The 25,831-nt window shown below is 65.0% G+C and carries 20 protein-coding genes and 1 pseudogene; 7 read left to right on the top strand and 14 right to left on the bottom strand.

Features of this window, described 5'->3' with window-relative positions; all coding sequences use genetic code 11:
* Nucleotides 1–61: 61 nt before the first annotated feature.
* From xylB to O3301_RS06610, 10 genes and pseudogenes are all read right to left on the bottom strand, one after another.
* The gene (xylB, locus tag O3301_RS06655; RefSeq protein ID WP_305055953.1) at nucleotides 62–1,531 is read right to left on the bottom strand and encodes a xylulokinase; all 1,470 of its coding nucleotides are present in this window, start codon (nucleotides 1,529–1,531) and stop codon (nucleotides 62–64) included.
* 17 nt (nucleotides 1,532–1,548) lie between these two features.
* Nucleotides 1,549–2,439 (bottom strand): AraC family transcriptional regulator, encoded by an 891-nt coding sequence (locus O3301_RS06650; RefSeq protein ID WP_034786532.1) that lies wholly within the window; start codon nucleotides 2,437–2,439, stop codon nucleotides 1,549–1,551.
* 55 nt (nucleotides 2,440–2,494) lie between these two features.
* Nucleotides 2,495–3,622: pseudogene (locus tag O3301_RS06645) on the bottom strand (ABC transporter ATP-binding protein); the annotation flags it as partial.
* A gap of 2 nt (nucleotides 3,623–3,624) precedes the next feature.
* The gene (locus tag O3301_RS06640) at nucleotides 3,625–4,665 is read right to left on the bottom strand and encodes an NAD(P)-dependent alcohol dehydrogenase (protein WP_305053003.1); all 1,041 of its coding nucleotides are present in this window, start codon (nucleotides 4,663–4,665) and stop codon (nucleotides 3,625–3,627) included.
* 21 nt (nucleotides 4,666–4,686) lie between these two features.
* The gene (locus O3301_RS06635; RefSeq protein ID WP_305055952.1) at nucleotides 4,687–5,514 is read right to left on the bottom strand and encodes a carbohydrate ABC transporter permease; all 828 of its coding nucleotides are present in this window, start codon (nucleotides 5,512–5,514) and stop codon (nucleotides 4,687–4,689) included.
* Entirely contained in the window at nucleotides 5,502–6,392 is an 891-nt protein-coding gene (locus O3301_RS06630) for a carbohydrate ABC transporter permease (protein ID WP_305055951.1), read from the bottom strand. Before O3301_RS06630 ends, O3301_RS06635 begins: the two co-directional genes overlap by 13 nt.
* A 169-nt stretch (nucleotides 6,393–6,561) precedes the next feature.
* Entirely contained in the window at nucleotides 6,562–7,833 is a 1,272-nt protein-coding gene (locus O3301_RS06625; RefSeq protein WP_369812175.1) for a sugar ABC transporter substrate-binding protein, read from the bottom strand.
* A gap of 136 nt (nucleotides 7,834–7,969) precedes the next feature.
* On the bottom strand, nucleotides 7,970–8,500 hold the full coding sequence (locus O3301_RS06620; RefSeq protein ID WP_305055950.1) for a GNAT family N-acetyltransferase: 531 nt from the start codon (nucleotides 8,498–8,500) through the stop codon (nucleotides 7,970–7,972).
* Nucleotides 8,497–9,015, bottom strand: coding sequence for a GNAT family N-acetyltransferase (locus O3301_RS06615; RefSeq protein WP_099666740.1), 519 nt, complete (start codon nucleotides 9,013–9,015; stop codon nucleotides 8,497–8,499). The genes O3301_RS06620 and O3301_RS06615 overlap by 4 nt, the downstream gene beginning before the upstream one ends.
* Nucleotides 9,016–9,051: 36 nt before the next feature.
* Complete coding sequence (locus O3301_RS06610) at nucleotides 9,052–10,326, bottom strand: amidohydrolase family protein (RefSeq protein ID WP_305055949.1); 1,275 nt, start codon at nucleotides 10,324–10,326, stop codon at nucleotides 9,052–9,054.
* 390 nt (nucleotides 10,327–10,716) lie between these two features.
* Between O3301_RS06610 and O3301_RS06605 the strand changes: the two genes are divergently transcribed.
* The 4 genes from O3301_RS06605 (at nucleotide 10,717) to O3301_RS06590 (ending at nucleotide 17,518) form a co-directional block, all read left to right on the top strand.
* Nucleotides 10,717–11,559: a phasin family protein gene (locus O3301_RS06605; protein WP_305055948.1), complete on the top strand. Its 843-nt coding sequence runs from the start codon at nucleotides 10,717–10,719 to the stop codon at nucleotides 11,557–11,559.
* 165 nt (nucleotides 11,560–11,724) lie between these two features.
* The gene (locus O3301_RS06600; protein WP_305055947.1) at nucleotides 11,725–13,476 is read left to right on the top strand and encodes an ABC transporter ATP-binding protein; all 1,752 of its coding nucleotides are present in this window, start codon (nucleotides 11,725–11,727) and stop codon (nucleotides 13,474–13,476) included.
* Nucleotides 13,466–15,274 carry an ABC transporter ATP-binding protein gene (locus O3301_RS06595; RefSeq protein ID WP_305055946.1) on the top strand — a complete coding sequence of 603 codons (1,809 nt, stop codon included), beginning with the start codon at nucleotides 13,466–13,468 and terminating at the stop codon, nucleotides 15,272–15,274. Before O3301_RS06600 ends, O3301_RS06595 begins: the two co-directional genes overlap by 11 nt.
* A 120-nt stretch (nucleotides 15,275–15,394) precedes the next feature.
* A complete protein-coding gene (locus O3301_RS06590) occupies nucleotides 15,395–17,518 on the top strand; it encodes a GGDEF domain-containing protein (protein ID WP_305055945.1) in 2,124 nt (707 codons plus the stop codon).
* A gap of 57 nt (nucleotides 17,519–17,575) precedes the next feature.
* Here O3301_RS06590 and O3301_RS06585 read toward each other — a convergent pair whose 3' ends face one another.
* Together O3301_RS06585 and O3301_RS06580 are read right to left on the bottom strand one after the other, a co-directional pair.
* Nucleotides 17,576–17,905, bottom strand: coding sequence for a hypothetical protein (locus O3301_RS06585; protein ID WP_289903778.1), 330 nt, complete (start codon nucleotides 17,903–17,905; stop codon nucleotides 17,576–17,578).
* Nucleotides 17,906–18,042: 137 nt separating this feature from the next.
* Complete coding sequence (locus O3301_RS06580) at nucleotides 18,043–19,344, bottom strand: cytochrome-c peroxidase (RefSeq protein WP_369812174.1); 1,302 nt, start codon at nucleotides 19,342–19,344, stop codon at nucleotides 18,043–18,045.
* Nucleotides 19,345–19,483: 139 nt separating this feature from the next.
* Here O3301_RS06580 and acpA point away from each other — a divergent pair, with 139 nt between their 5' ends.
* Nucleotides 19,484–21,604 (top strand): acid phosphatase, encoded by a 2,121-nt coding sequence (gene acpA, locus O3301_RS06575; RefSeq protein WP_305055943.1) that lies wholly within the window; start codon nucleotides 19,484–19,486, stop codon nucleotides 21,602–21,604.
* A 65-nt stretch (nucleotides 21,605–21,669) separates the two neighbouring features.
* On the opposite strand, the gene O3301_RS06570 is transcribed toward acpA, so the two are convergent.
* Entirely contained in the window at nucleotides 21,670–22,593 is a 924-nt protein-coding gene (locus tag O3301_RS06570; protein WP_305055942.1) for a hypothetical protein, read from the bottom strand.
* 168 nt (nucleotides 22,594–22,761) lie between these two features.
* Here O3301_RS06570 and O3301_RS06565 point away from each other — a divergent pair, with 168 nt between their 5' ends.
* Complete coding sequence (locus tag O3301_RS06565) at nucleotides 22,762–23,637, top strand: hypothetical protein (protein WP_305055941.1); 876 nt, start codon at nucleotides 22,762–22,764, stop codon at nucleotides 23,635–23,637.
* Nucleotides 23,634–25,136, top strand: a complete 1,503-nt coding sequence (locus tag O3301_RS06560; RefSeq protein ID WP_305055940.1) for a hypothetical protein — start codon at nucleotides 23,634–23,636, stop codon at nucleotides 25,134–25,136. The genes O3301_RS06565 and O3301_RS06560 overlap by 4 nt, the downstream gene beginning before the upstream one ends.
* Before the next feature lie 191 nt (nucleotides 25,137–25,327).
* Here the strand turns inward: O3301_RS06560 and O3301_RS06555 are convergent, their stop codons facing one another.
* Nucleotides 25,328–25,747, bottom strand: a complete 420-nt coding sequence (locus O3301_RS06555; RefSeq protein ID WP_077408133.1) for a hypothetical protein — start codon at nucleotides 25,745–25,747, stop codon at nucleotides 25,328–25,330.
* Nucleotides 25,748–25,831 lie beyond the last annotated feature (84 nt).

Genomic DNA, 25,831 nt, shown 5'->3' with positions numbered 1-25,831 from the left:
GTATGTGAAAGCATGTTATTGACATACGTTGCGTATGTCAATGAAAAAATACCTGCCAGCGTCAGTGCGCAGCCGCTCCCGCGAACTCCGCGCGCAGCAGCGGATACAGCCGCCGGTAGCGCGCCAGGCGGTCGTCCAGCACGGCGGACGCTTGCGGCGCCACCGCTTCCTGCACGGGCGGGCGCGTGCACACCTGCGCGGGCGGCAAGCCCGTCACCGCCATCTGCGCCAGTCGCGCCGCGCCCATGGTGCCGCCGGCCACGCCATGGTCGTGGCGCAGCACGTCCAGGCCGGACGCATTCGCGCATAGCTGCGCCCAGAAGCGGCTGCGCGAACCGCCGCCCACGAATGACGCTTCCTTCAGCTGCGTACCGGCGCTGCGCAGGGCCGCGTTGCCGTCGGCCATGGCAAAGGCCACGCCTTCCATCGCGCTGTAGGCCAGCTCGGCGCGCCCGTGTTCCGTCGACAGGCCGAAAAACACGCCGCGCGCGGAGGCGTCGTTGTGTGGCGTGCGTTCGCCGCTCAAATACGGCAGGAAGATGGGCGCCGTGCGCGCCTCAACGTTTTCCGCCAGCCTTGCCAGTTCGCCGACGTCGCCCGACTGCGTCAGCCGCGCCACCCAACTGAGGCTGGAGGCGGCGCTGAGGATCACGCTCATCTGGTGCCAGCGCTCGGGCAGGCAATGGCAGAACGCATGCACGCCCTGGCCCGGATTCGGCGCAAAACCGTCGCTGCCGGCGAACAGCACGCCGGACGTGCCCAGCGACAGCAGGCCGGCCCCCGGCTCGACCACGCCCAGGCCCACGGCGGCGGCCGCGTTGTCGCCCGCGCCGCCGGCCAGCAGCACCGGATGCGCGATGCCCCACTCCTGGCACAGGGATGGGCGCACCTGTGCCGCAGCGTCGCTGCCTTCGACGAGGCGCGGCATATGCTCGCGCGTCAAGCCAGTAGCGGCCAGCATGCGCTCGGACCAGTCGCGCCTGGCCACGTCCAGCCACAGGGTGCCGGAAGCGTCGGACATGTCGGACACATACTCGCCCGTCAGGCGCAGGGCCACGTAATCCTTCGGCAGCAAGACCTTGGCCGTGGCGCGGAACAGCGAGGGTTCGTACTTTTGCAGCCACAGCAGCTTGGGCGCCGTAAAACCCGGCATGGCCTGGTTGCCCGTGATGGCGCGCGACTCGGGTACCAATGCTTCCAGTTCCACGCATTCGGCAAAGGCGCGCGTATCGTTCCACAGGATGGCCGCGCGCAGCACGTGCTGCTGCTTGTCGAGCAGGGTGGCGCCATGCATCTGGCCCGACAGAGCGATGCCGCGCAGGCCGGAAAACGCCACCGGCTGCGCAGTGCGGATGGCGGCGATGACGTCCAGGGTGGCATGCCACCAATCCTCGGGATTCTGTTCCGACCAGCCGGGATGGGGACTGGAGACGCGCAGGGGCACGCCGGCGCTGGCAAGGATGGACTGGGCGTCATCGGTGAGGATGGCCTTGACTTCGGAAGTGCCGATATCGATACCGAGATAAGTCATTTGATTCCAAAAGAAAGTTAAGAATGGCCGTCGCCGGACGGTTCGGGCATGTTCATCAGCAGGCAGGAGCGGAATTTCGACGGTGACATCTGCTTGTGCGCCAAAAACTGGCGGTTGAAATTGGAAAGGTTGTTGAATCCCGTGCGGTAGCAGATATCGGTAACCTTCATGTCCGTGTTCATCAGCAGCTCGCAGGCCAGCGCGATGCGCTCCTGGTTCACGTATTGAATGAACGAGGTGCCCGTATGCTTGCGGAAGAAACGCGTGAATTTCAAGGTGTTCATTTCCGCCACGTCGGCCACGTCCTGCTCGCAAAAATCGAGCGTGATGTTCTGCTTGATATAGGCCAGCACCAGGTTGATGGTGGACGACATGTAGCGCCCCGCCTGCGCCAGGTAGGTGACGCTGGCCAGCGGACGCCGCTCGCGGCAGTCGCACAGCTCGCCGAACAGGCGCGTAAACAGTTCGACGCGGCGCAAGCCCTGCGCCGTCGTCAATTCCTTCATCAGCGGCACCAGGCGCAGGCCCAGCGCATCGGGAAACTGCAAGCCCCTGCCCGCCTCGGCCAGCAGGGCTTTCAAGGGCGCCATCTCCGGGAACAGCAACGCGCAACGTTCGATGAAGTCGCTGGAAAACTGCAGCACCAGATCGCGCTCGGGCAGGACCACGCCTTCCGGCAGTTCGCTGACCCAGTTATGCGGCAGGTTCGGCCCTGTCAGGATCAGGTTGCCCGCCCCGTAACTGCCGATATGGTCGCCGATAAAAAATTTGCCATTCGATGTGATGATGAAGTGCAGCTCATACTCGGGATGAAAATGCCATTTCGCCACGGTGTGCGGAAAACCGTGCGCCCACGCGCGAAACGATTCGTGGATCGGTTTGTGGATCAGTTCCAGGTCAGGCGTCACGGCAGTTCCCTTGCGCAGTCTCGGTGCCAGCTATTCTAACCACTTACTGACCACTGAGCGCCACGGCCAGCCCGCTGTCGGCGTCGAACAGATGCATGTGCTCTTCATCGAAGGCCAGCGCCAGGCTCTGCCCTACCTGCGCCGCGCTGTTGGCCGCATTCGCCGGCAGCAGGGCCGACAAGGTCAAGGCGCCGCACTGAAAACTGATCAGCGCTTCCGCGCCCAGCAGCTCGACCAGGTCGACCACGCACGCCAGGCCATGCGTGCCGGCCGGTTCCTGCGTTTGTGCCTGTGTTTGTGCCTGCGCTGGTGCCGCGCGCAAGTGATTCGGGCGCAGGCCGAAGACCACGCGCGAACCCGCCGGCAGCGCGGCGAAGCGGGGCGAAATCAATGGCCAGCGGTAGCCGGCGCACACGAGCACCGTTTGCCCGCCCTCCTTTTCGACGACGCCATCGATGAAGTTCATGGCCGGCGTGCCGATGAAGCCTGCCGCGAACAGCGTGCGCGGATGGTTGTACAGGTCCGCCGGCGTGCCGATCTGCTCGATATGCCCGCCCTTCATCAACACCACCCTGTCGGCCAGGGTCATCGCTTCCAGCTGGTCGTGCGTGACGTACAACGTGGTGGTGCGCAGGCGACGGTGCAAGCGCTTGATGTCGGCACGCAGCTGCGCGCGCAGCTTGGCATCGAGGTTCGACAGCGGCTCGTCGAACAGGAACACTTGCGGCGTCTTGATCATGGCGCGCGCAATCGCCGTGCGCTGCTGCTGGCCGCCCGACATGGCGCGAGGCTTGCGCTCGAGCAGGCTGTCCAGGCTGAGGATGGCCGCCACCTCGCGCACCCGGCGCTCGATCTCGTCGTTCGGCACCTTCAGGCGACGCAAGCCGAAAGCGATATTGTCGTACACCGTCATGTGCGGATACAGCGCGTAATTCTGGAACACCATCGCCACGTTGCGCGCGCGGGGCGGCAAATCGTTGACGACGGCGCCGCCGATCAGCAGCTCGCCGCCGCTGATGTCTTCCAGGCCCGCGATCATGCGCAGCAAGGTCGACTTGCCGCAGCCCGATGGCCCCAGCAGGACGATGAATTCGCCGTCATCGATTTCCAGGTCGAACGGCTGCAGCACGGCCGTCTTCTCGTCATACGTCTTGTGCAGCTGCCTGCAGGCGATATTTGCCATGGTTAGTCTCCTGCCAGTTCGATCTGGATCTTGACGTCGCGCGGATGACACTTGGCCGCTTCCTCGAACGCCTGCACGCCGTCGGCAAAGCCGAAGGTGCGCGAAATGAAGGGCTTGACGTCGATCTTGCCGGAGGCCAGCAAGGCGATGGCGCGCGGGAAGATGTTCGCGTAGCGGAACACCGACTCGATGCGCACTTCCTTGGCCTGGATGGCGACGACATCCAAAGGCACCTTATCCGGCGGCATGCCGACCAGCACCAGGCAGCCGTTCGGGCACAGCAGGTCGACGATGTTGTCGTAGGCGCGCATGCTGCCGCTGGCCTCAAAGACGATGTCGGCGCCCCAGCCATCGGTAGCCTCGCGCACCGTGTCGGCCAGGCTGGCCTGGCGCACGTCGACCGTGGTCACGGCGGGATTGCCGGCGAACAGGGCCAGCTTTTCCGGCACCAGGTCGGCCAGGATCACGCGCGAGCAGCCGCCCGCCAGCGCGGCCAGGGTGTTCATGGCGCCGATGGTGCCCGCGCCGATCACCACGGCCACATCACCCGGCTTGATGGCCGCCTTTTTCGCCGCCTGCAAGCCGATGGCCAGCGGTTCGACGATGGCGCCTTCGCCGAAGCTGACGCTGTCGGGCAGCTTGAAGGTGAACGCGGCCGGATGCACGACGTACGGCGTGAGGCAGCCGTGGATGGGCGGCGTGGCCCAGAAGCGCACGGCCGGATCGAGGTTGTACAGGCCGCGCATGGTGGCCGGCGAATCGAACTGCGGCACGCCCGGCTCCATGCAGACCCGGTCGCCCACCTTCAGGTGCGTGACTTCCACGCCCACTTCCGCCACCACGCCGGAGGCCTCGTGGCCGAGCACCATCGGCGCTTCGACGGCGAAGGGGCCGATCCTGCCGTGCTTGAAGTAATGCACGTCGCTGCCGCAGATGCCCACGGTATGAATCCTGATTTTCACGTCGCGCGGGCCGACGGCGAGCGGCACGTCGATGTCGCGCAAGGTGATTGAATGCGCCTGTTCCAGTACGAGTGCTTGCATGATTGTCTTCCTTGTTTATCGTTATTTATGTTTGAGCATGGAGTTGAGCAACCGGCCCAGAATGCCAACGAACAGCAGCGGCGGCAGCGCCAGCAGCACGGTGGAAGCGTTCACAACGCCCCACGGCACTTCCTGCCCCATCGAGGTAAACGCCGACGCCACCACGGGCAGGGTCATGCTCTTCGACGAGGTGAGCGCCAGCGCGATCATCAGTTCATTCCAGACCAGCACGAAGCTGAAGACGATGCCGCCCATCAGGGTCTTCGAGGCCACCGGCAGGGCAACGTGCCAGAACACCTGGTACGGGCCGTAGCCATCGAGCGCCGCCGCTTCCTCGATCTCTTTCGGGATGCGTGCAAAGGCGGGAATCGACAGCCAGATGATGGTCGACAGGGTCACCAGCAGATACGTCACCACCATCGACAGGCGCGAGTCGTACAAGCCCAGGTCGATCCAGATCGAGATCAGCGGAATGGCGACGGCCACGGGCGGCAAGAAGCGCAGGGACAGCAGGAAGAACTGGATATCCTTCTTGGCCGGCACCGGATAGCGGGCGATCGCATACGCGGCCGGCACGCCCAGCACGGCGCCCAGGAGCACGGCCACGCCGACGATGGCCACGCTGTTGCCCAGTCCCGTCAGCACTTCCGGACTGGCCAGCACCTGCTTGTAGTTGGCCAGCGTCGGGCTGAAGAAAAAGCGCGGCACGGGCGTGACGATGTCCATCAGCTCCTTGAAGGAATTGAGCACGGCCCACAGGATGGGAAACAGCGCCACCAGGACGATCGCCGTGGTGATGGCAGTGGTGGTGACGGCGCCAAGGCCGCGCGTAACAGTCAGTTTTCCCATTTGGCGACCCGCTTCCAGAGTAAGGTAAAGATGACGGTGGTGGCCAGCATCATCAGCACGGCCATGCTGGACGCGTACGACACCTTGCCCATCAGGCCGATGCCTTGCGCATACGCGTACATGTCCAGCGTTTCGGTGGAGATGCCGGGGCCGCCCTTGGTCATCACGTAAATCAGGTCGAACGAGCGCAGCGACTCGACCATCTTGATGAACACGAGGCTCATGATGGGTACCTTCAGCATCGGCAGCGCAATGTACGCATACACCTGGAGCGTGCTGGCGTAGTCGAGGCGCGCCGCTTCCAGCGGTTCGGCGGGCAGGGTTTCCAGCAGCTTCAGGATGACGGCGCCGAAGAACAGGCCCCACTGCCAGATGTCGACCAGCGCCACCGCGTACAGGGCCGTGGCAGGGTCGGACAGCAAGGCCGTGCCGCCCAGGCCCACGCATTCAAGCAGCCAGTTCAAAATGCCCATCAGCGGCGAATACATGAACTTCCAGATAAAGGCGGCCGACACGCGCGGCAGCAGCACGGGCACGATCAGGAGCAGCGCGATGATGTCGCGGGTGCGGCCCTTGACTCTCTCGAACAGGAACACGGCCAGCAGCACACCGACGATCAGCGAGCCGGCCACGGTGACCACTTCCCAGATGGCCGACACCTGCACGGCGTTGACGAAGCGGCGGTCGCCGAACAGGCGGAGAAAATTGGCAAAGCCGATGTAGTCGCTGTCGCTGTAGCGCAGCACGCGGTTTTGCAGGGCCAGGTTGATGGCGGCGATGCTGGGCACCAGGCCCAGTATCAGCAGGATCAGCAGCGGCAGCGTCAGGAAGACGGCCGGCAGCCAGGTGTGGCGTTTTTTACGGATGGAATGCGGCATGGTCATGGCTTTCAAACGAGAACGGACAAGCAAACAGGCTGCGTCACGACACCTGACAAAACCGTAGCGAGCGGAAGGTAGAGGTGGCCGAGAAGCGGAACTGTGCTTTATGCACAATGAGCATCGCAGGCCGCCTATACCGACGCGCAGCAGGTTTGGTCAGATGTCTCTATTTGCGCTTGCTGGCCCGTTGCATCACTTCCGTCGCATACTCGTTGGCTTCATCGAGCGCGCTCTGCACATCGCCGCGCGTGCCCGTAAACACCTCTTCCAGCACGACGCCCAGGTTGTCGCCGATGTCCGGCCACTCGGGGCTAGGCCAGATGGTGACGCGCGAGACGGGCGTGGTGTCCGTCAGGCCAGCCTGGATCTGCGGCTTGACGTGCTTGCGGAAATAGTCGCTGTTGATGGTGCTGGTGCGGTTGTAGTCGCTGAAGACGTTGTCCTTCAGGCGCGCCTGTTCCTGCTCCTTGCCCGTGGCGAAAGCGATGAACTTGCCGGCCGCCTGGCGCGTGCATTCATCTTTGGCGCCCGTGGCGGAAATGGCCAGGCCATGGCCGTACGCGGCCGACGCCAGCGGCGCGGGCGGGCGCACGTAGCCGACCTTGTCGACCACCGACGATTTTTTCGGGTCTTCCATCCAGTCGGCGAAGGGCGTCGACTCGATCATGAAGGCCACCTTGCCCGACCTGAACGCTTCGAGCGCATTGCTCCAGTCGTAGGTGGCGCCGCCCGGCGGCGAATACTTGAACAGGTCGCGGTACAGGGTGGTCGCCTTGACGGCCTGCGGCGAATTGAAGGTCGGCACGCCGTCCTTTTCCCACTTGCCGCCGGCGGCCAGCATGAACGGCGACCAGCGCCAGACATTCATGCCCGAGCCGCGCTGGCCCCGCGCCGCCCAGCCGTAGACATTCGGCGGGCTGTTCATTTTCTTCACGGCGGCGACCAGTTCGTCGAGCGTCTTCGGCACGGCAATGCCGGCCTTTTCCAGCAGGTCGCGGCGGAAGAACAGGAAGTCGCTGCCGCCGATCAGGGGCGCGAAATACGCCACGCCCTTGTACGAGGCGACGGCGCGGCGGCCCGGCAGGAAGTCGTCGTAGTCGGCTTCCTTGGGCAGGTATTTGAGCAGGGGGACGACCCAGCCGGCCGTGGCAAATTCGGCCACGTTGGCTTCGTCGATGTAGTAGATCTGGTAGGAGCCGGCCTTGGTGGAAGCATCGAGCCTGGCCTTGGAGCGGCGGTCGTTTTCGCCGAAATAGCTGATTTGTACCTTGGTGCCGCTTTTCTTTTCATACTCGGCGAGGGTCTTTTCCATCACCGTCAGGCCCAGGCTTTTTTGCGCCAGCACCTTGATCACGGGCACCGAGCAGCTTTGCGCCGAGGCGTCTGCAAACCCGGCGGACATGAGGGCGCCCCATGCAACAGCAGTCATGATTTTCATAACACGTCTCCATTTTTATAGTCCGGCGGTTTTCCACCGGTAGGCCAACTATAAAAACAAAGACCGCGCGCCACCACTACAAAAGACGCGGCTTTCTAAATACTTTTTTTCACTTCACCGATACGGATTTTCCGCCTCAATCCTGGCGAAAATCCTTGCGGTAGATATTCGTCTCCCTGCCCTCCGGCGGCAGGCGCGAGAAACGTTCGAAGCGCAACCCCAGCTTGTTGAGCAGATTGATCGACGCCTGGTTCTGCTGCGAAGTGATGCCGTACAGGGTGCGCAGGCGCAGTACCTGCTGCGCGTGCCGCACGATGGCGGCCGCCGCCTCGTAGGCATAGCCCTGCCCCCAGTAGGCGGGGCGCACGGCATAGCCGATATCGGGGCCGGGCAGGCTGTCGCGCCGCACCAGGCCAGCCATGCCCACAGGCGCGCCATCGCTGCGGCGCTCGACGATGTACAGGGAATAGCCCTGCTCGCGGAACTGCGCCATCGGCCCCGTTTCCAGGGCCGCGCGGGCCGCCTCCACGGTGTGGAGATTACGCTGGCCGATGTTGGCGATCCACGACGGGTCGTTGACCAGCTCCAGGTAGAAGGCCGCGTCGTCCGGCGTCACGGTGCGCAGGCGCAGGCGCGGCGTCTCGCAGATGGTGATGGCGCCGCTCATGCCGGCCACTGCATCGGGTCGCTCAGCAGCTGGTACATTACGTAGGCGTCCACATAGCCCAGTTGCGCGTGGCGGTAGGCCAGCGGCAGGGTGGCGACAACCGTGAAGCCCAGTTTTTTCCACAGGGTGACGGCGGCCAGGTTGGTGCTGACGACGAAGTTGAACTGCATCGCCAGGTAGCCCGCGCGGCGCGCTTCCTCCATGCAGTGCACGCCCAGCAGGCGGCCCACGCCCACGCCCTGCGCGGCCGGGTCGACCATGAACGAGGCGTTGGCCACGTGCGAGCCATGGCCCGGCTGGTTCGCCACCAGCTTGTACATGCCCAGCAGCCGCTCCGTGCCCATCACGGCGACGAAGCTTTGCACGCCAGGGCCGAACCAGTAGGCGTGGCACGCTTCGCGCGTGGTATCGGCGGGAAAGGTATAGGTGTCGCCGGCGGCCACCAGCGTCTGGAAGATCGGCCACATGGCGTCAAAATCGGCTTCGGTGGCCGGGCGGATGTCAATTTCTTTCAAGGCGGTGCTCCCGATAACAAGTGATGGCTGATTGTATCAGCGCCCCAGGCGGAAATTCACGCTATCGGGCCGCCCCGGCAGGTGCAGGCGCGATTGTGCGCGGGGCGATTCGCTGACGACTTTCCCCCGGCGCAGCACCAGGCGCCGCGCCGCGCGCAGGCGCAGCGCTTCCACCGTCGAACTGCAATCGAGGATCAGCAAGTCCGCATGGCAGCCGGGCGCGATGCCGTAGCCTTCGAGACCCAGGATGCGCGCCGGCGTCTCCGTCACGGCCAGGAAGCAGTCGTGCATCGCTTTCTGGCCCGTCATCTGCGCCACGTGCAGTCCCATGTGCGCCACTTCCAGCATGTCGCCCGAACCGAGGCTGTACCACGGATCCATCACGCAGTCGTGGCCAAAGGCGACGGGAATGCCGGCGGCCAGCATCTCGGGCACGCGCGTCATGCCGCGCCGCTTCGGATACGTATCGTGGCGCGCCTGCAGGGTGATGTTGATGAGGGGGTTGGCGATGGCCGCCACGCCCGCCTCGCGGATCAGCGGCAGCAGTTTGCTCACATAGTAATTGTCCATCGAATGCATGGACGTCAGGTGCGAACCCGTCACCCGGCCCTGCATGCCAAGGCGCTGGCTGTGGAAGGCCAGGGTTTCGATGTGGCGCGACAGCGGGTCGTCCGACTCGTCGCAATGCATGTCCACCATCAGGCCCCGTTCGCAGGCAAATTCGCACAGCCGGCGCACGGATTCCGCGCCGTCGGCCATGGTGCGTTCGAAATGCGGGATGCCGCCCACCACGTCGACGCCCATGGCGATGGCGCGCTTCAGATTGTCGAAGGCGCCGGGGCTGCGCAGGATGCCATCCTGCGGGAAGGCCACCAGCTGCAAATCCAGATACGGCGCCACCTGGCGTTTCACGTCGAGCAGCGCTTCGACGGCCAGCAGGCGCGAGTCGCAGATATCCACGTGCGAGCGGATGGCCAGCAAGCCGCGCGCCACGGCCCAGTCGCAATACTGCAAGGCGCGGTCCACCAGCGCCTGCTGCGTCAATTGCGGCTTCAATTCGCCCCACAGGGCGATGCCTTCGAGCAAAGTACCGGAGGCGTTCACGCGCGGCAGGCCATAGCTGAGCGTGGCATCCATGTGGAAGTGGGCGTCGACAAACGGTGGCGTGACCAGGTCGCCGGCGGCGTCGATCTCTTGCGCGCCCGTCACGGGCAAGGCGGGGCCGACGGCGGCGATGTGGCCACCCTCGATGGCGATATCGATGGCGCGGCGCCCGTCGGGCAGGCTGGCATTGCGGATGACTAGGTCCATGCGGACACTCCTTCGGTTGACTGCGGTACCTGGTGCTTCCAGTGCATTGTCATCTTATTTCCTCAAGGATGCTGCAGTGCACGAATATACTCACTGGCAAAAGCGTAGCCATAGATTCCATGACAACGCTTTGCGCACGCGCAAACTTTCTGCAAATGCTGCCAGGCGCATGAATACAGCCAGCCCGTGGCAAACATGCGGCACACGCCCTTGAGAAAATAGCTTTCAACTAACTCGAATCACCGCTAGAATATTCATATTGCGTTGCATCATAAAAAGTCCATGATCAGCTTTTAGCGCGCTACCCACTTTACAAAACGCGGCCAACTCTGGTTTTCGGGATTTTGCAGAGCGTTTTGCCAGCATTTTAATCCGTACAAAGGAGTAAATATGTTTCCGCTTCCTGAACAATTTTCCAGCGCCGCCAAGTCGCAACTGGAAAACCAGCTGCAAATCTTCAGCACCCTCACCAGCAAAGTCTTTGAAAGCGCCGAGAAAATCATCGCCCTGAACTTGAACGCAGGCAAGGCCGCCCTGTCGCATACGGCGGAAACGGCGCAGCACCTGCTGGAAACGCAGGACCCGCGCGACTTCTTCAGCTATAGCACCAGCCAGGCCCAGCCGAACATCGAAAGCGTGCTGGCCTACAGCCGCCAGCTGTTCGGCATCGCCTCGAGCACCCAGGCTGAATTGCTGGCCTCGGCCAAGGCCCGCCTCGATGCGGTCGCCCCTGCCATCGCTCCAGCGCCTGCCGCAGCCAAGCCAACGCTGGCCGCCGTACCTGCGCCTGCGCCTGCAGCGGCACCTGCCCCCGTTGCCGCCAAGCCTGCCGACGTGGTCAAGCCTGCCGCCAAGGCAGCGCCAGCCCCCGCACCAGTCGCCGCGCCGGCAGCCAAACCGGAAGCGGCGCCTGCCAAGGTTGCCGAAAAGATTGCCGACAAGCCTGCCGTGAAAGCGGTCGAAGCCAAGCCGGCAGCCAAGCCTGAAGCGGCCAAGCCCGCACCGGCGCCCGTCGCCGCGCCAGCGAAAGCCGCCGCGCCAGCACCGGCCAAGCCGGCCGCGAAACCATTTCCTACGAGCAAATCGGCCAGCGCCGCCGGCAAGACCGTGGCCAAGGCCGCCGTGAAGCACACCCCTGCGCCAGCCGCCAAGCCGGCAGCCAAGGTTGCGCCCAAGGGCACGCCATCGAAACAGCTCGACATGCTGGGCGGCAAAGGCAGCGGTCGCAAGTAAGCCTCGCGCACGGCACTGATGCAGCAAAACAACGGGCTACGGCCCGTTTTTTGCGTGCCCGCCCACAGCGCGCTTTTCCGCCTTGTTGTATCCTACGCGTACTTTCCGTCCGCGTGCCCGTCCTTCCGCCCCGCGACACCCCATTATTCAAAACAAAAGGTAACCATGAGTTTATCGAGGCTCATCGCCGGCTTCGTGCGTCAGCATTGGCCGGCGTATGCCACCGCTGCCGTCATGCTGACAGGCGTGGCAACACTGACCGTCTGGATCCCGCGCCGCGTGGGCGCCATCATCGACGCCCTGGCCGCACACCGCATGACGGCGGCCGAACTGTGGCTTGAGCTGCTGACCCTGCTCGCCGTCGGCGTCGTCATCTACTTCCTGCGCGTGGGCTGGCGCATCACCCTGTTCAAGGCCGCCTACCAGCTGGGCGTGATGCTGCGCACGCGCTTCTACACGCGCATGTCGCAGCAGGGCGCGTCGTTCTACCAGAACCAGCGCACGGGCGACCTGATGGCGCTGGCGACCAACGACATCGACGCCATCGAAATGGCCGCCGGCGAAGCCATGCTGGCCGGCTTCGATGGCACCTTGACCCTGCTGATGGTGCTGGGCATCATGCTGCTGGGCGTGGACTGGCGCCTGGCCTGCATCGCCTTGCTGCCCTTCCCGCTGATGGGACTGGCCTTCTGGCGCATTTCCAGCCATATCCATACGGCGTCGACGGATTCGCTGAAGCGCTTTTCGGCGCTGAACGACCATGTGCAGGAATCGCTATCGGGCGTGCGCACCCTGCGCGCGCTGGGCCTGGAAGAGCGCAGCAGCAAGCAGTTTTCCACCCTGGCCGGCCACGCGGCCAACGCCAGCCTGACGGCGCAGCGCTGGGAAGCGGCGTACGAACCGGCCGTCGGCCTGACATTGACGGCCGCCACGGCGCTGACCCTGGGCCTGGGCGGCTACCTCGTGTGGCAAGACCAGCTGACCATCGGCGCGCTGACGAGCTTTTCCATGTACCTGGGCCAGCTGATCTGGCCCATGTTCGCCGCCGGCTGGGTGCTCTCGCTGATCGAACGGGGCCGCGCCGCCTGGCAGCGCCTGCAGCCGATGCTCGATGCGCCGCTGGCCATCGACGACCATGGCACTATTGATACGCTGACGCCCGGCCCCCTGCAATTGCAGGACATCGGCTTTGCGTATGCGGGCCAGACGGCGCCCGCGCTGTCCGGCATCTCGCTGCGCCTGCAGCCGGGCCAGACCCTGGGCCTGGTGGGCCCCACAGGCAGCGGCAAGTCGACCCTGCTGCGCGTGCTGCTGCGCCAGGTCACGCCGCAATCGGGCACGGCCACGTGGAATGGCCAGCCGCTCGACGCCTACACCCTGCATGCGCTGCGCGCGGCCATCAGCTGGGTGCCGCAGGAATCGTTCCTGTTTTCCGCCACTATCGCCGACAATATCGCCCTGGCCCGTCCCGGCGCCACGCGCGAGGAAGTGGAACGGGCGGCGCAGCTGGCCGACATCCATGCCGACATTTTGCAATTCCCCGACGGCTACCAGACCCACGTGGGCGAAAAGGGCATCACCCTGTCGGGCGGCCAGCGCCAGCGCGTGGCGATTGCCCGGGCTCTCCTGGCCGACAACGGCTTGCTGCTGCTCGACGATGCGCTGTCCGCCGTCGACACGGGCACGGAAACGCGCATCCTGCAGCACCTGGAAGAATTGCGCGCGCGCCGCCCCGAGCGCAGCGCCATCATCGCCAGCCACCGTCTGAGCGCCGTCGTCAACGCCGACCTGATTTTGGTGCTGCGCGACGGCCACGTGACGGAAACGGGCAACCACGACGCGCTGATGCAGCGCGACGGCTGGTACGCCAGCCAGTGGCGCTATCAACAACTGGAGGCCAGCCTCGATGCCATCTAAGACCGACCACGCCACCACCGCCACGCAATCCGTGCGCCGCCAGGCCGCGCAAGCCATCGGCCTGCTGCGCCGCGCCGCCGCGCCCGACCTGCGCCACCTGTACTGGGCCACGTTCTGGCTGATCCTCGCCGCCGCCCTGGAAGTGACGGGGCCGATCCTGGGCAAGGCCCTGATCGACCAGCATCTGCTGCCGCGCAATCTGGACTGGACGCGCATGTCCCTGCTGCTGGGCGGCTGCCTGTTGACGGGCTGGGTCGCTTCCGGCCTGCGCTACCTGCAGCTGGTGCGCCTGTCCGGCCTGGCCATGCGCTCGGTGCAGCGCCTGCGCGAAACCGTGTACCAGCACGTGCTGCGCTTGCCGATGAGTTTTTTCGACCGCGCCATCACGGGCCAGCTGGTCAGCCGCGTCACCAACGACACGGAGGCCGTGAAATCGCTGTACGTACAAGTGCTGTTCGTCATCCTCGACAGCTCCATCGTGCTGGTCGGCACCATGGCCGCCATGGCCTTCCTCGACTGGCGGCTGATGCTGATCGTGCTGGCCCTGCTGCCGGCCGTGCTGGTCATCGTCTTCCTGTACCAGCGCTGGAGCGCGCCGGCCGTCACGCGCGCGCGCGCCCTGCGCAGCGAAATCAACGGACAGATCGCCGAATCGATCGGCGGCATGAGCGTGCTGCAGGCGAATAACGCGGAAAAGCGCTTCGGCGCGCGCTTCACCGGCATCAACCAGGACCATTACACGGCGCGCATGCAGGAATTGCGCGCCAACGCCTGGCTGCTGCGCCCCGCGCTCGACATGCTCAACATCGTGCTGCTGGCCGTCGTCATCTTCAGCTTCGGCCGGCGCGAGATGGGCGCCGTCGAAGTGGGCGTGCTGTACGCGTTCATCAGCTACATCGCGCGCGTGATCGAACCCTTGATCCAGATCACCATGCAATTCAGTCAATTACAGCAATCTGTGGTGGCCACGGCGCGCGTCTCGGCCCTGCTGGACGAAGCGCAGGCGCTCGAACACGCGCAGGGAAGGGAAGCACCGGCCCTGCGGCAGACGAAAGCGGGCGTCGACCTGCCCGCCGTGGACATTTCCCGCCTGACGTTCGCCTACGTGGAAAACCAGCCCGTGCTGCACGACCTGTCGCTGACCATCCCGCAAGGCGCCTTTTTCGGCATCGTCGGCCACACGGGCAGCGGCAAGTCGACCCTGCTCTCCTTGCTGCTGCGCTTCTACCCCGTCACACAGGGCAGCATCGCCATCAACGGCGTCGCCCTCGACAGCATCGACAACGAGCATTTCCGCGCCGACGTGGGCCTGGTGCCGCAAGACCCCTTCCTGCTGGCTGCCTCGGCGCGCGAAAACATCGACATGGGCCGCGGCTACACGCAGCAGCAGATCGAGACGGCCGCGCGCGCCGCGCATGCGCACGACTTCATCGCCGCGCTGGAGCATGGCTACGACACGCCGCTGGGCGAAGGCGGCTCGCGCCTGTCATCCGGGCAGAAGCAGCTGATCGCGATTGCCCGCGCGCTGGCCGGCCAGCCGCGCATTTTGCTGCTGGACGAAGCGACGTCGCGCATCGATAGCCAGACGGAGCAGATCGTGCAGCTGGCCCTCAACGAATTGCGCGGCAAGGTGACCATCATCGCCATCGCCCACCGCCTGTCGACCATCCGCGAAGCCGACCGGATCATCGTCCTGAATCACGGCCGCATCACGGAAGCGGGGCCGCACGACGCACTGATGCAGATCGAAGGCGGCCTGTACCAGCGCCTGTACCTGCTGCAGCAGCTGGCGCAGTAAGGGGGCCTTGTCAATGCCTGCCGTGTGCACTTTCGCAAATTTCTGCGCACCACATGATATTTCTTGATTGCAACAGAATATAATCTGTTCAAGACAGGTGGTCATTGCGGGAGCGGGACGTTGGCAGGCAGACAGAGACGGGCATCATGGCGAAAGGCGCATTGGCTGCTGGTACTGGCCTGCCTGCTGCCGCCCGCCGTCCACGCCCAGGCCGGCAACCTGGAGCAGCAGATTGCCGCCGTGCGCGAAGATGGCCGCTTCGTGCCCGCGCGCGCCCTGCAGCGCCTGCAAGAGGTGGAAACGCAGGCGCGCAGCGCCCCCCTGCCCGTGCGCGCGGAATTCCTGACCCAGCTGAGCACCGTCCGCATGCGTCTGGGACAGAACGACCTCGCCATGCAGCTGGCCGAGGAGCTGATCGCCTACGCCCGCGCCAACAAGAACGACGTGGCGCTGGCGAAAGGCGTGCTCTGCAAGGCCTACATCACGTTTGCCCTGAACGAACGCCGCGCCTCGCACTTGCTGGCCTTCGAAGCGGAACGCATCGCCAACCGCACGGACGACTTGCCCGTGCGCGTGCAGGCGACCATCAGCGCGGGCCAGTCGTGGGCCGAGGAAGGCAATTTCCCGTTTGCGCTGGCCAAGCTGCAGGCGGCCGTCGACCTGGCGCGCCAGAGCAACTCCCCCACCAGCCTGGCCGCCGCCCTGAATGCCCTCACCCTGCTGTACACGCAGATGCGCGAATACGACAAGGGCTTCGCGGTGCTCGATGAATTGCTGGCCGTATCCGGCACCCTGGCGTCGCCGGGCCGCATGGCGCAAGCAAAGAATACGGAATACGGGCTGGCGCTCGACGCGCAGCAGCCGCAGCGGGGCCAGCGCGCCCTGCTGGCGGCCCTGGCGCTGGAACGCCAGCTGGACGCGCGCGGCATGGTGGCCGTTACCCTCGTCAACCTGTCGGACAGCTACCTGAAGGAAGGCGACTACGCGCGCGCGCTGCGCTATGCGAATGAAGCCATCACGGCGGGGCGCCTGGTCAACAATGAACAGGTGGAAGCGACGGCGCGCCTGAACATCGGCCAGGCGCTGATCGGCCAGGGACGCCTGCAGGAAGGCAAGCAAAGCGTGGCCACGGGCCTGGCCTACTACGAACGCACGGCCAACCAGCCGGACATGCAGGCCGTGCTGCTGGAATACGGCACGGCGCTGGAAAAGGCGGGCGACCTGCGCGGCGCCGTGACGGCCTACCACCGCGAGCGGGGCATCTCGAATAAGTTGTTCGAGAAACAACGGCAAAAAGCCGTATATGAGCTGCAAGAAAAGTATGAGGCGGAAAAGAAACAGCGCCAGATCGAGCTGCTGAGCCGCGAAAATCAGCTCAAGAGCACGGAAATCGACAACCGCCGCCTGCAGCAGCGCGTGTGGTGGCTGCTGGCGCTGGTACTGGCCATGGCGTCCGCCATCGTCGGCTTGCTGTACCGCAAGGTGCGCCACGCGAACGTGCAGCTGAAGGTGAAGAACCAGGAACTCAAGCGCCAGAGTTCGCGCGACCCGCTGACGGCCCTGTACAACCGCCGCCATTTCCAGGAATTCATGCGCAGCCATGCGGGCAAGCCGCAGCCGGCCTACGGCGGCGCCGATGTCGTGGGCGCGCTGTTCCTGCTCGATGTCGACCATTTCAAGCACATCAACGACCGTTACGGCCATGCCGCGGGCGACCTGGTGCTGACGACGATCGCCGAAACCTTGCACGACGTGTTGCGCGAAACGGACATGATTGTGCGCTGGGGCGGCGAGGAATTCCTCGCCTTCCTGCCGGCCGTCGCGCGCGACGGACTCGACGATATTGCGCGGCGCATCCTCAACGGCATGGCGGCGCAAAGCATCCACTACCAGGGGCAAGCCATCCAGGTGCATGTCTCCGTGGGATTCGCGCCCTATCCGCTGGCACCGCTGGGACGCCCGCTCACGTGGGAACGCAGCGTCAACCTGATCGACATGGCGCTGTACCTGGCCAAGGCGCACGGGCGCAACCGGGCGTATGGCTTGCGCGGTTTTCAGCAGGTGGAAAGAACGACCCTGGAAGCGGTGGAACAAGACCTGGAACGCGCGTGGCGCGACGGCTTTGTCGATTTGAGCGTGGTGCTGGGGGGAACGGACGGGGGCGATACTGCCGCTGCAGGCACGGCGACGCGGGGCAGCCAGGCTGGCGCCAGCGATGGCGTGACCGCAGCCGCCGTCACCTGACGACCGCTGCGGGGAGCGGACCGGCCGTGGCCGGCCCTGGCGATGTTATCGCGATGATTACTTGTGCGCGGCGTCCTGCATCTTTTCGCCCGCTTTTTCCACTTTCTTGCCGACGGCGTCGGCCGCTTCGCTCATTTTCTTGTCGGCGTCAGCGGCGACCTGGTCCATCTTGGCACCCGTATCGGCAGCGGCCTGGCTCACGGCAGTGTCAGCCTTGGCAGCGGCGGCCTTGATGTCGGCTTCAGCCTTGGCAGCGGCCGCATCGATCTTCTGGCCAGCCTGTTCCGCAGGGCCGGCGGCGACATCGCTCTTCTTCTGGCAGGCAGCCAGCGCCACGACCATCATCCCGGCGGCGCACACGGTCATCCAATTTTTGCTTACTTTCATGATATTCCCTTTCATTGTTATCAAAAGACACAGATCAGTTCGCAATATACACCTGCCTAAAATTTTCTAGCGTGCGCTAACGCACATAAAAACACGCTTTTGTGGCGTAGTTGTAAGCAATGGTATCTTGATATTTTTTAGCCATGTTTTCCCTGCGCAGGACCGGGCGCCCGATAGCCATCCGTCAGAGTGTGCAGGAAGGCGATCACGTCGGCGATCTCCGCCGCGTTCAGGGCGGGCGCCTGGCCCGGCTGGCGGTCGAACGGCGCTTCCACGTTCACGTTCGCTTCCATTCCCGGCGGCATATCGTTGTATTTCCGCACCTTGCCGTTCTTATCCTTTGGATACCACTTTTGCGGCGCCGTATCGCGCTGCACGTAAAAACGCAGCACCTGCTCCAGGCTGGTAAAGCTGCCGTTGTGGAAAAATACCTTGCGCAGGGCGACGTTGCGCAGGGACGGCGTCTTGAAGCTGCCGCAATATTCCTTGTGCTGCGTCAAGTCGGTGCGGTCCGGGCCGCACAATCCCAGGTCAAAGAACGCCGGGTCCGCATTGACCGGCAGCTTGCCGTTGCGCGGCACGCCGATATTGATCAAGCCGTAATCCGTAAATTGCGGGAAGGCGCCGCCGGCACTCACCTGGCTGATATGGCAGGAGGCGCAATTGCCCTTGCGTTCATCGTTGAACAGGGCCAGGCCGCGCGCTTCCTGCGGGCTCAGGACGGCCTGCTTACGCAGCACGGCGTCGTACTTGCTCGTGTAGGGATAGAAGTCGGCCGGGCTTTCCTGGAACACTTCCAGCGACATCAACGCCCAGCGCAGCGCCTGGCCCGGCTGTTCGAAAATATCCGCGCCATACGTCTGACGAAACTGCGCCGCCAGCGGGCCGGCCCGCAGCTTGGCGACGACGGCGGCCCCGTCGCGGTTGCCCATCTCGCGCGGCGACAGCAACGGCGCCAGCGCCTGCTCATGGCCGGACTGGGCACGGCCATCCCAGTTGCGCCCGCCCGTGGGGCCCGCGTCGACGCTGTCGTCGCCATCGTCGTCGTGATAGTGCTCGCTGAAGGCGGGCGCCGTCTGCAGGTAGCGCAGCGAGGGCGCCGCGCGCGTGCCCGCATCCTTCAATTCCGGGCCGCCCAGCTGCACCGCCAGCCCGTTCGGCGGGCCGTACGCATGCTCGGGACTGTGGCAGCTGGCGCAGGCCAGCTTGCCCGACACGGACAGGCTGGGCTCGAAAAACATGGCGCGGCCCATGGCCGTCATTGCCGCCACCGATGGCTGGCGCTTCAGGCTCGGCGCGTAGGCCGCGGCCAGGTAGGCGGGCGCGGGGGCGGCCCGGGCTTCCGGCGGCGGCGCGGGCTGGCAGGCGGACAGCATGCAAAGGGCAAGCAACAGAGGGGGTATCGTTTTCATCATGGGCTGGCAGCGTAGCAACGGCATGTGACAGCTGCGTGACAAAACCCCGCAAAACCTCATGTATCAAGTTCGTACATTACGTCATGTAACAGGAGCTGACATGTCACGCAGCTGACATATTGCCTGCCTAGCATGCGACGTTTTCCACCCAGAAGGCATGAACATGAACTTGCACGCAAAACCCTCCCTGCGGCCCCTGCCGTTGTTACTGTCGCTGGGCCTGGCCGCCTGCGGCAGCGACTATGCGATCACGCCCGGCACCCAAGGCCAGGTGATCGGCAGCTACTATGAAAACGCCCAGGTGTGCCTGGAAAGCGCCACCGCCAAGCTGACGTGCGACAACGCTTCCGCCACCGTGCGCACGGCCGCCGACGGCAGCTACACGCTGGACGGCCAGGGCGCCGTGCTGGTGGCCATCGGCACGGACGCCATCCGCCATGAAACCATCGGCGACAGCGGCAGCAAGGTGACGCAAAAACTGCTGCTGCGCGCTCCCGCCGGCCACAGCGCGTTTGTGAGCGCCCTGTCGACGGAACTGGCGCAAGTCATGGATGGCAACGGCGGCGACTTTGCGGCCGCCAGCAGCAAGCTGGCCGCGCGCCTGGGCGTGTCGGAAGCGGGCCTGGCGTCCGACTTCAACAAGGCCAGCGGCGACGAGCTGGCGAAACTGAAGGCGGAAAACGCCAGCGTGACGGCCTTGATCGCCAGCGCCAGCGCGCAAGCGGCGCCCGCCGACGCGCTGGCCGCCCTGAACGGTGCCCTGGCGCTGAACAATATCCAGACCATCGTCGTCATCTACGCGGAAAACCGCGGCTTCGACAATCTGTACGGCCTGTTCCCGGGCGCGAACGGCGTGCCGGGCGTCAACCCCACGTCAAGCTCCGCCTATGTGGCGCAGAAAGACATCGACGGCAGCACCCTGCCCGTGCTGCCGCCCACTTGGGGCGGCATGACAGCGGCGGGACAGAGTACCGTCATCACCCAGGCGCAATCGGCCAACCTGCCGAACAAGCCGTTCCAGATCGACGACGCCGCCAGCCCCCTGTACCTGCCGCAATCGGTGATCACGCGCGACCTCGTGCACCGCTTCTACAACAACCAGATGCAGATCAACGGCGGCGCCAACGACAAGTTTACGGCCTATTCCGATGCGGGCGGTTTGAGCATGGGCTATTACGACGGCAGCAAGATGCAGCTATGGGACATCGCTAGGCAATATGCGCTGGCCGACAACCTGTTCATCGGCGCCTTCGGCGGCTCCTTCCTCACGCACCAGTACCTGATCTGCGCCTGCGCCCCCACTTACCCGAACGCCGACACTTCGGTGGCCAAGGGTTCGATCGCCAAGATCGACGTCGACGCCAAGGGCAACTTCCTGCGCCTGACGCCATCCGCCACGGCGCCGGGCACCGTCCTGAACGGCGCGCCCGCGTATGCCAATGACGGCGCGCTGACGCCGGCCGACAGCACGGGCATGTTCTATGCCGTCAACACCATGCAGCCGCCATTCCAGCCAAGCAGCAACGCCCCGGCGTCTGGCGACAGCAGCAAGCTGTATGCGGACACGGGCAAGGCCACCACCCTGCCGCAGCAGACGCAGACGAATATCGGTGACTTGCTTTCAGGCAAGAACATCGACTGGGCCTGGTATGCGGGCGCCTGGAAAGACACGACGGCCCTGGCGACGGCCAGCGCGCGCGCCGGCAGCTTCCCGAATCCGCCGAACTTCCAGTTCCACCACCAGCCGTTCAATTACTTTGCGAACATGGATCCGGTGAAGGCGCCCGCCTACCGCGCCGCCCACTTGCGCGACTTCGACAGCCAGTTCCTCAGCGATGCCAGCGCCGGCAAGCTGCCGCCCGTGGCCTTCTACAAGCCGCAGGGCAACTTGAACCAGCACGCGGGCTATGCCAGCGTGGCCGACGGCGACGCGCACATCGCCAGCGTCATCGCCCAGTTGAAGAAAAGTCCGCAATGGAAGAACATGCTGGTCATCGTCACCTACGATGAAAACGGCGGCTTTTACGATCACGCGGCGCCGCCGAAGGGCGACCGCTGGGGTCCCGGCACGCGCGTGCCCGCCATCCTCGTCTCGCCGTATGTGAAAAAGGGATTAGTTGATCATACGCAATATGATTCGGCCTCCATCCTGCGCGCCATCACGCACCGTTTTGCGTTGCCCGTGCTCGATGGCTTGAGCACGCGCGACAAGGCGCTGGTGGCCAACGGCGGCAAGCCGATGGGCGACTTCAGCGCGGCGCTGGCGCTGGTACCGCAAGAGTAATCGCGCTCGCCGACAGGCGCGACGCCCGCACGGCCTGGCCGCGGTGGGCGTTTTTCATGCTGGGATTATTGGCCCGCTGCCGGGGCCGCATCGAGCAGCGAACGCTCGAGCAATTGCGACAACGCCGTGCGCAGCGTCTGCGTGCGCGCCGCCAGTTCCGGCCGTTTGTAGCGCTCGGCGGCGATCAGGCTGTTTTCCAGGCAAACCCGGTCCGACCTGGCCAGGCAGGCGTCGGCCAGGTCGAGCTGGGCGCTGGCCAGTGCCACTTTCACCTTGGCATCGAGTTCCAGGGTGTCGGGATCGTCGCCCCATCGTTTCACGTAGGCGGCCAGGCGCGTGGCGGCCAGATCCGGCTTGCCCCCATCGAGGGCCTGGCTGACGCTGTCTTGCAGCGCCGTCCACGCCTGTGCCCGCTGCTGTTGCCTGTCGCAGGCGGCGGCGGACTTGGTGATGCTTGCCTGCAAACGTTTCAGGTGCGCGGCGGGCGCCTTGGCGCTTTTCAGCACGGCCAGCGCGCTGCGCGCCCCGTCCAGGTCGCACTGCGCCGCCAGCGCCGTGGCGGCCTCGACCTGTTCCGCCACGCTGGCTGGCTTGTCGGCGGGCTTGTTGAAGAACCAGATACCGGTCAATACCACTGCCGCCGCGATCCACGTGCGCAAGCGCACGGGCGGGCGCGGTGGCGGCACCGAACCCTTGACGGCCGGTTTCGCGGGCGGCGCCTTGGCCGGCGCGGCAGGCGCTGGCGGGATTGCCTGGGGAACGGGTGCGGGCTGCGGCGCGGGCTGCGGCATGGGAGCAGGCGCAGGCGTGGGAGGCGCGACGGGCACGGGCGGCGGCATGCGCGGCACCGGCGGCGGCGCCACGGCTTTCTCCAGGACAGGCGCTTGCGCTATCTGGCGCGCGCCGCAAAACGGGCAATGCGCCACGCGCAGCGGCAAGGTCCGGCCGCAAGCGGCGTTGATGCAAACGTCATTCACTGTTTCAAGCACATTCCAACCTTTTCCTGGAGTCATTCCACTGCGTTCTGCCGCAATATTACCTTACGCAAGCACGGCAACGGCGCAACGGCGCCGTGTTTCATGGCCTTGATACCGATCAAAAAGCATCCGCCGCAGCGGTCTAAGCTACCAGCAGCGGCCAAGGACAAGGAGAACGCCATGCCAGCCCACCTGATCATCGAGGACGGCCAACCCTGGTGGTGGGACAGCGCCGATATCTGGGTCGTGCCGGGCAATGATCCGAATGGCCCGCCCGGCGCGCCCATCGCCGGCACCAGCAATTACCTGTGGGGCCGCGTGCACAACACGGGCAACGGCGCCTCGAACGGCGTGCGCGTGGACTTTTACTGGGCCGACCCTTCCGGCCAGATCGCCGTCGGCGCCGCCACGCAGATCGGCTCCGCGTTTGCCGACTTGCCGCCGGGCGCCACGCAGGAAGTGCTGTGCCTGGTGCCCTGGGTCCCCGTCATCGTCAATGGCGGCCACGAATGCCTGCTGGCCGTGGCCCACGGCGCGGGCGACATCAACCCGCTGCCCGATCCCCTGCCCAACGGTTTTCCCTTCCAGCCCACCTTGCACGAGCAGATTGCCCAGCGCAATGTCACTGTGGTGCTGGCGGCAAGGCGCGCGCAATCGCTGTCCATCGCGGTGGCGGCCCTGCCCCGCGCAACGAAAAAAGTGGAATTGCAGATTGAGCAGGGCGGCGAGCTGCCGGAACACTTGCTGGCCACCCTGGGCCTCGAGCGCTGGCAGCCGGCCAGGGACGCCCGCCTGATAGCGGGCCTGGCGCGCACGCCCCACTGCAATGGCGATGCGCCCGGCGAGCAAAAGCTGGCGCTGGAAGTGCCGCGCGGCCAGGCGCAGGCCGTGTACCTGAGCGTGCGCGCCGAAGCCTTGCCGCCGCGCCAGTATGCGCTGCTGCGCGTGCTGGAGAGCCAGGAAGGCAAGCTCATGGGCGGCATCACCTATATCGTCACCGATCTCGAGAAAGAGCAAGCGCAAGACCAGCAAAGCCCCGAGGAGCAAGCATCATGAGCGATACCCCCCTGCAGGTGCTGACGCGGCCGTTCGCAATCGAGCCCGTCACCAATATCATGCTGCCCGATGGCATCTTCGACAATGCCATCTATGGCTTGCGCATCGCCGCCCACGTCACCAATATGTCCAGCAGCGCCCTGAACAATGTCACCGTGTACCTGGAAAGCGTGGGCGACCCCGGCATCGTGCCCGTGGCGCGCACCTTCTTCTTTGCCAGCATTCCCGCCGGCGCGGCCATGCTGGTGATGTGGGATGCCGACTTCCAGCATGCGGCGCCCGGCAAGAGACTCGTCAGCTTTGTCGCCAAGGCGGACGGCTACACGCCGCACCGCTCGATCCAGCAAATCTTCGTCTCGCAGACGCGCTTCGACAGCGCCACCAACACGTACACGTGCACGGTCGAGGAAGGTACACTGGAACTGTCCAAGCCGCAAGGCCACCTGCCGGGCAAGCGCTGGGGCAGCACGGGCACGGATGGGAAGGAGTGCCGCTGCCCGCCCGGCCTGGGACCGATCGTGCCTACCGGCATGACCCTCGTCTGGACGCCGAACCCCGCCTATGCGGGCACGCATGGCGAGCTGCCGTTTTCCGACCCGTGGTGGAAGATACTCGCCATCATCATCGCCATCATCGCCGCCCTGGTGGCCATCATTTCGGCCGCGCTCGGTTCAGGCAAGGCCAGCTTCAGCGTGGGCGGTCCGTTCGAGGAAACCGATCCCAGCGTCGACTGCTGCTCGCTGGAAGGGGCCGGCTCGGGCCAGCCCGAATTCACGGTGGCGGGCGTGGCCTCGGCCATCGCCTCGGGCGCCATCGCCGTCGCCTGCTCCGATATCGCGGACCCGTTCTGGCGTGGCCAGGAAGCAACACCGCCAGCCGCCGGCGAACTGACACTGGCCGAGCGCGTGGTGGCGAAATGGGTGCTGCCGGAAGCGCCGAATGCGGGCCTGCCCTACACGGCCGACATCAGCTGGCAGTACGAGCGCTTCACCACGGGCGCCACCTACCAGCATGCCGTGAGCGAAACGCAGGTCAACATCCACCTGGCGGGGCCCGTGGAAACGGATACGCCCGCCGTCGTGCAAGCCTACGAACCGCTGTGGCTGCGCGCCAGCTTCAAGCGCGACAATGGCAATGTCTTCCGCGGTACAGAGCTGTATGCCTTCGTGCTGTTCCAGGCGCCGCAGGGACTGTATTTCGTCGAATCGCTGACCGACGACGGCCTGGGCTTCGATCCTGGCGCCAACGATGGCGTCTACGCAGGCAGCCTGGACTTGAAGCGCGCTTACCGCACCTTGCTGCAATATGATCAAAAGGTCTACGGCACCTGGCGCGTCTTCGTTTTCGCCCAGGACGTCAACCTGACCAAGCCCGGCACGCCGCCCGAAATCGCCGCCCAGCACATCGGCGGCATGTTCGTCGCCAGCGCCATCGAAATCACCTTCGACGACACCCTGCCCTGCCCGCTCAAGGCGCAGGCGAATATCGTGGTGGTGTAGTGATAAGCGAGGTCAGGCGTAGGTCGCGCAGGTCGGATTAGCGCCAGCGGCGCCATTGGATACTCATGCGCGCAGACCAGGAGCCGCTGAGAAAATGCCCAGGGCCAGGTGCCGCCCCGAAGACAGTACTTCAGTACAGCGAGGTAAATGCAGGGCAGGCAACAACGCCCAGGGCGTTGTATCCGCCGCTCTTAAACTTTAACGCTTTCAGGTTTCGCTATCACCGTGCGCGGAATGATATCCGTTGCCGGGCAAGTCTCCATCGCATCCGAATACGCGAGCCAGCGCTGCAGGCTTTCCATGCGGCGGATGGTGATGCCCTTGCCATTGATATAACCGATCTGCTCGAAATTGGCAGGGCTGGTGGTCAGTTTCGACACGGTGGGCGCATTATCGACCAGCCGGTCGTAGGCCTTGCGCGCCTTGTGTTCCCACTTGGCCAGCACGGGATCGTCAAAGCGGTTGCTTTCAAAATACACGGTGATGGTACGGTCGTGGTTGGCAAAGCCGACGATGGCCGCACCCTTGCGTATGGTCAACAGGACATCTTCCTTGACGCCCGTGACGGGAACGAAGACGGCGGCGCGCCCATCCGTATCCGGCCGCTCCATGGGAATATCTTGTCCGATTATGCTCATCACTTCACACTCTTCATCATCGCCTGTTGGCTTGTTGTCCCTGCATCACTGGAAGCG

Origin of the sequence: Janthinobacterium sp. SUN211 (assembly GCF_030587315.1) — a bacterium.
In the GTDB taxonomy this organism is placed as follows: Bacteria; Pseudomonadota; Gammaproteobacteria; order Burkholderiales; family Burkholderiaceae_D; genus Janthinobacterium; species Janthinobacterium kumbetense.
This window is presented reverse-complemented; position numbering and strand designations above follow the sequence as displayed.

Excerpts from the sequence above, each read along its gene's own strand:
- O3301_RS06610 (WP_305055949.1), bottom strand. The coding sequence starts at position 10,326 with ATGGACCTAGTCATCCGCAATGCCAGCCTGCCCGACGGGCGCCGCGCC.
- O3301_RS06555 (WP_077408133.1), bottom strand. The coding sequence starts at position 25,747 with ATGGAGCGGCCGGATACGGATGGGCGCGCCGCCGTCTTCGTTCCCGTC.
- O3301_RS06620 (WP_305055950.1), bottom strand. The coding sequence starts at position 8,500 with ATGAGCGGCGCCATCACCATCTGCGAGACGCCGCGCCTGCGCCTGCGC.
- O3301_RS06560 (WP_305055940.1), top strand. The coding sequence starts at position 23,634 with ATGAGCGATACCCCCCTGCAGGTGCTGACGCGGCCGTTCGCAATCGAG.
- xylB (WP_305055953.1), bottom strand. The coding sequence starts at position 1,531 with ATGACTTATCTCGGTATCGATATCGGCACTTCCGAAGTCAAGGCCATC.
- O3301_RS06600 (WP_305055947.1), top strand. The coding sequence starts at position 11,725 with ATGAGTTTATCGAGGCTCATCGCCGGCTTCGTGCGTCAGCATTGGCCG.
- O3301_RS06595 (WP_305055946.1), top strand. The coding sequence starts at position 13,466 with ATGCCATCTAAGACCGACCACGCCACCACCGCCACGCAATCCGTGCGC.
- O3301_RS06585 (WP_289903778.1), bottom strand. The coding sequence starts at position 17,905 with ATGAAAGTAAGCAAAAATTGGATGACCGTGTGCGCCGCCGGGATGATG.
- O3301_RS06565 (WP_305055941.1), top strand. The coding sequence starts at position 22,762 with ATGCCAGCCCACCTGATCATCGAGGACGGCCAACCCTGGTGGTGGGAC.
- O3301_RS06580 (WP_369812174.1), bottom strand. The coding sequence starts at position 19,344 with ATGCCGTTGCTACGCTGCCAGCCCATGATGAAAACGATACCCCCTCTG.
- O3301_RS06640 (WP_305053003.1), bottom strand. The coding sequence starts at position 4,665 with ATGCAAGCACTCGTACTGGAACAGGCGCATTCAATCACCTTGCGCGAC.
- acpA (WP_305055943.1), top strand. The coding sequence starts at position 19,484 with ATGAACTTGCACGCAAAACCCTCCCTGCGGCCCCTGCCGTTGTTACTG.
- O3301_RS06635 (WP_305055952.1), bottom strand. The coding sequence starts at position 5,514 with ATGGGAAAACTGACTGTTACGCGCGGCCTTGGCGCCGTCACCACCACT.
- O3301_RS06605 (WP_305055948.1), top strand. The coding sequence starts at position 10,717 with ATGTTTCCGCTTCCTGAACAATTTTCCAGCGCCGCCAAGTCGCAACTG.
- O3301_RS06630 (WP_305055951.1), bottom strand. The coding sequence starts at position 6,392 with ATGCCGCATTCCATCCGTAAAAAACGCCACACCTGGCTGCCGGCCGTC.
- O3301_RS06625 (WP_369812175.1), bottom strand. The coding sequence starts at position 7,833 with ATGAAAATCATGACTGCTGTTGCATGGGGCGCCCTCATGTCCGCCGGG.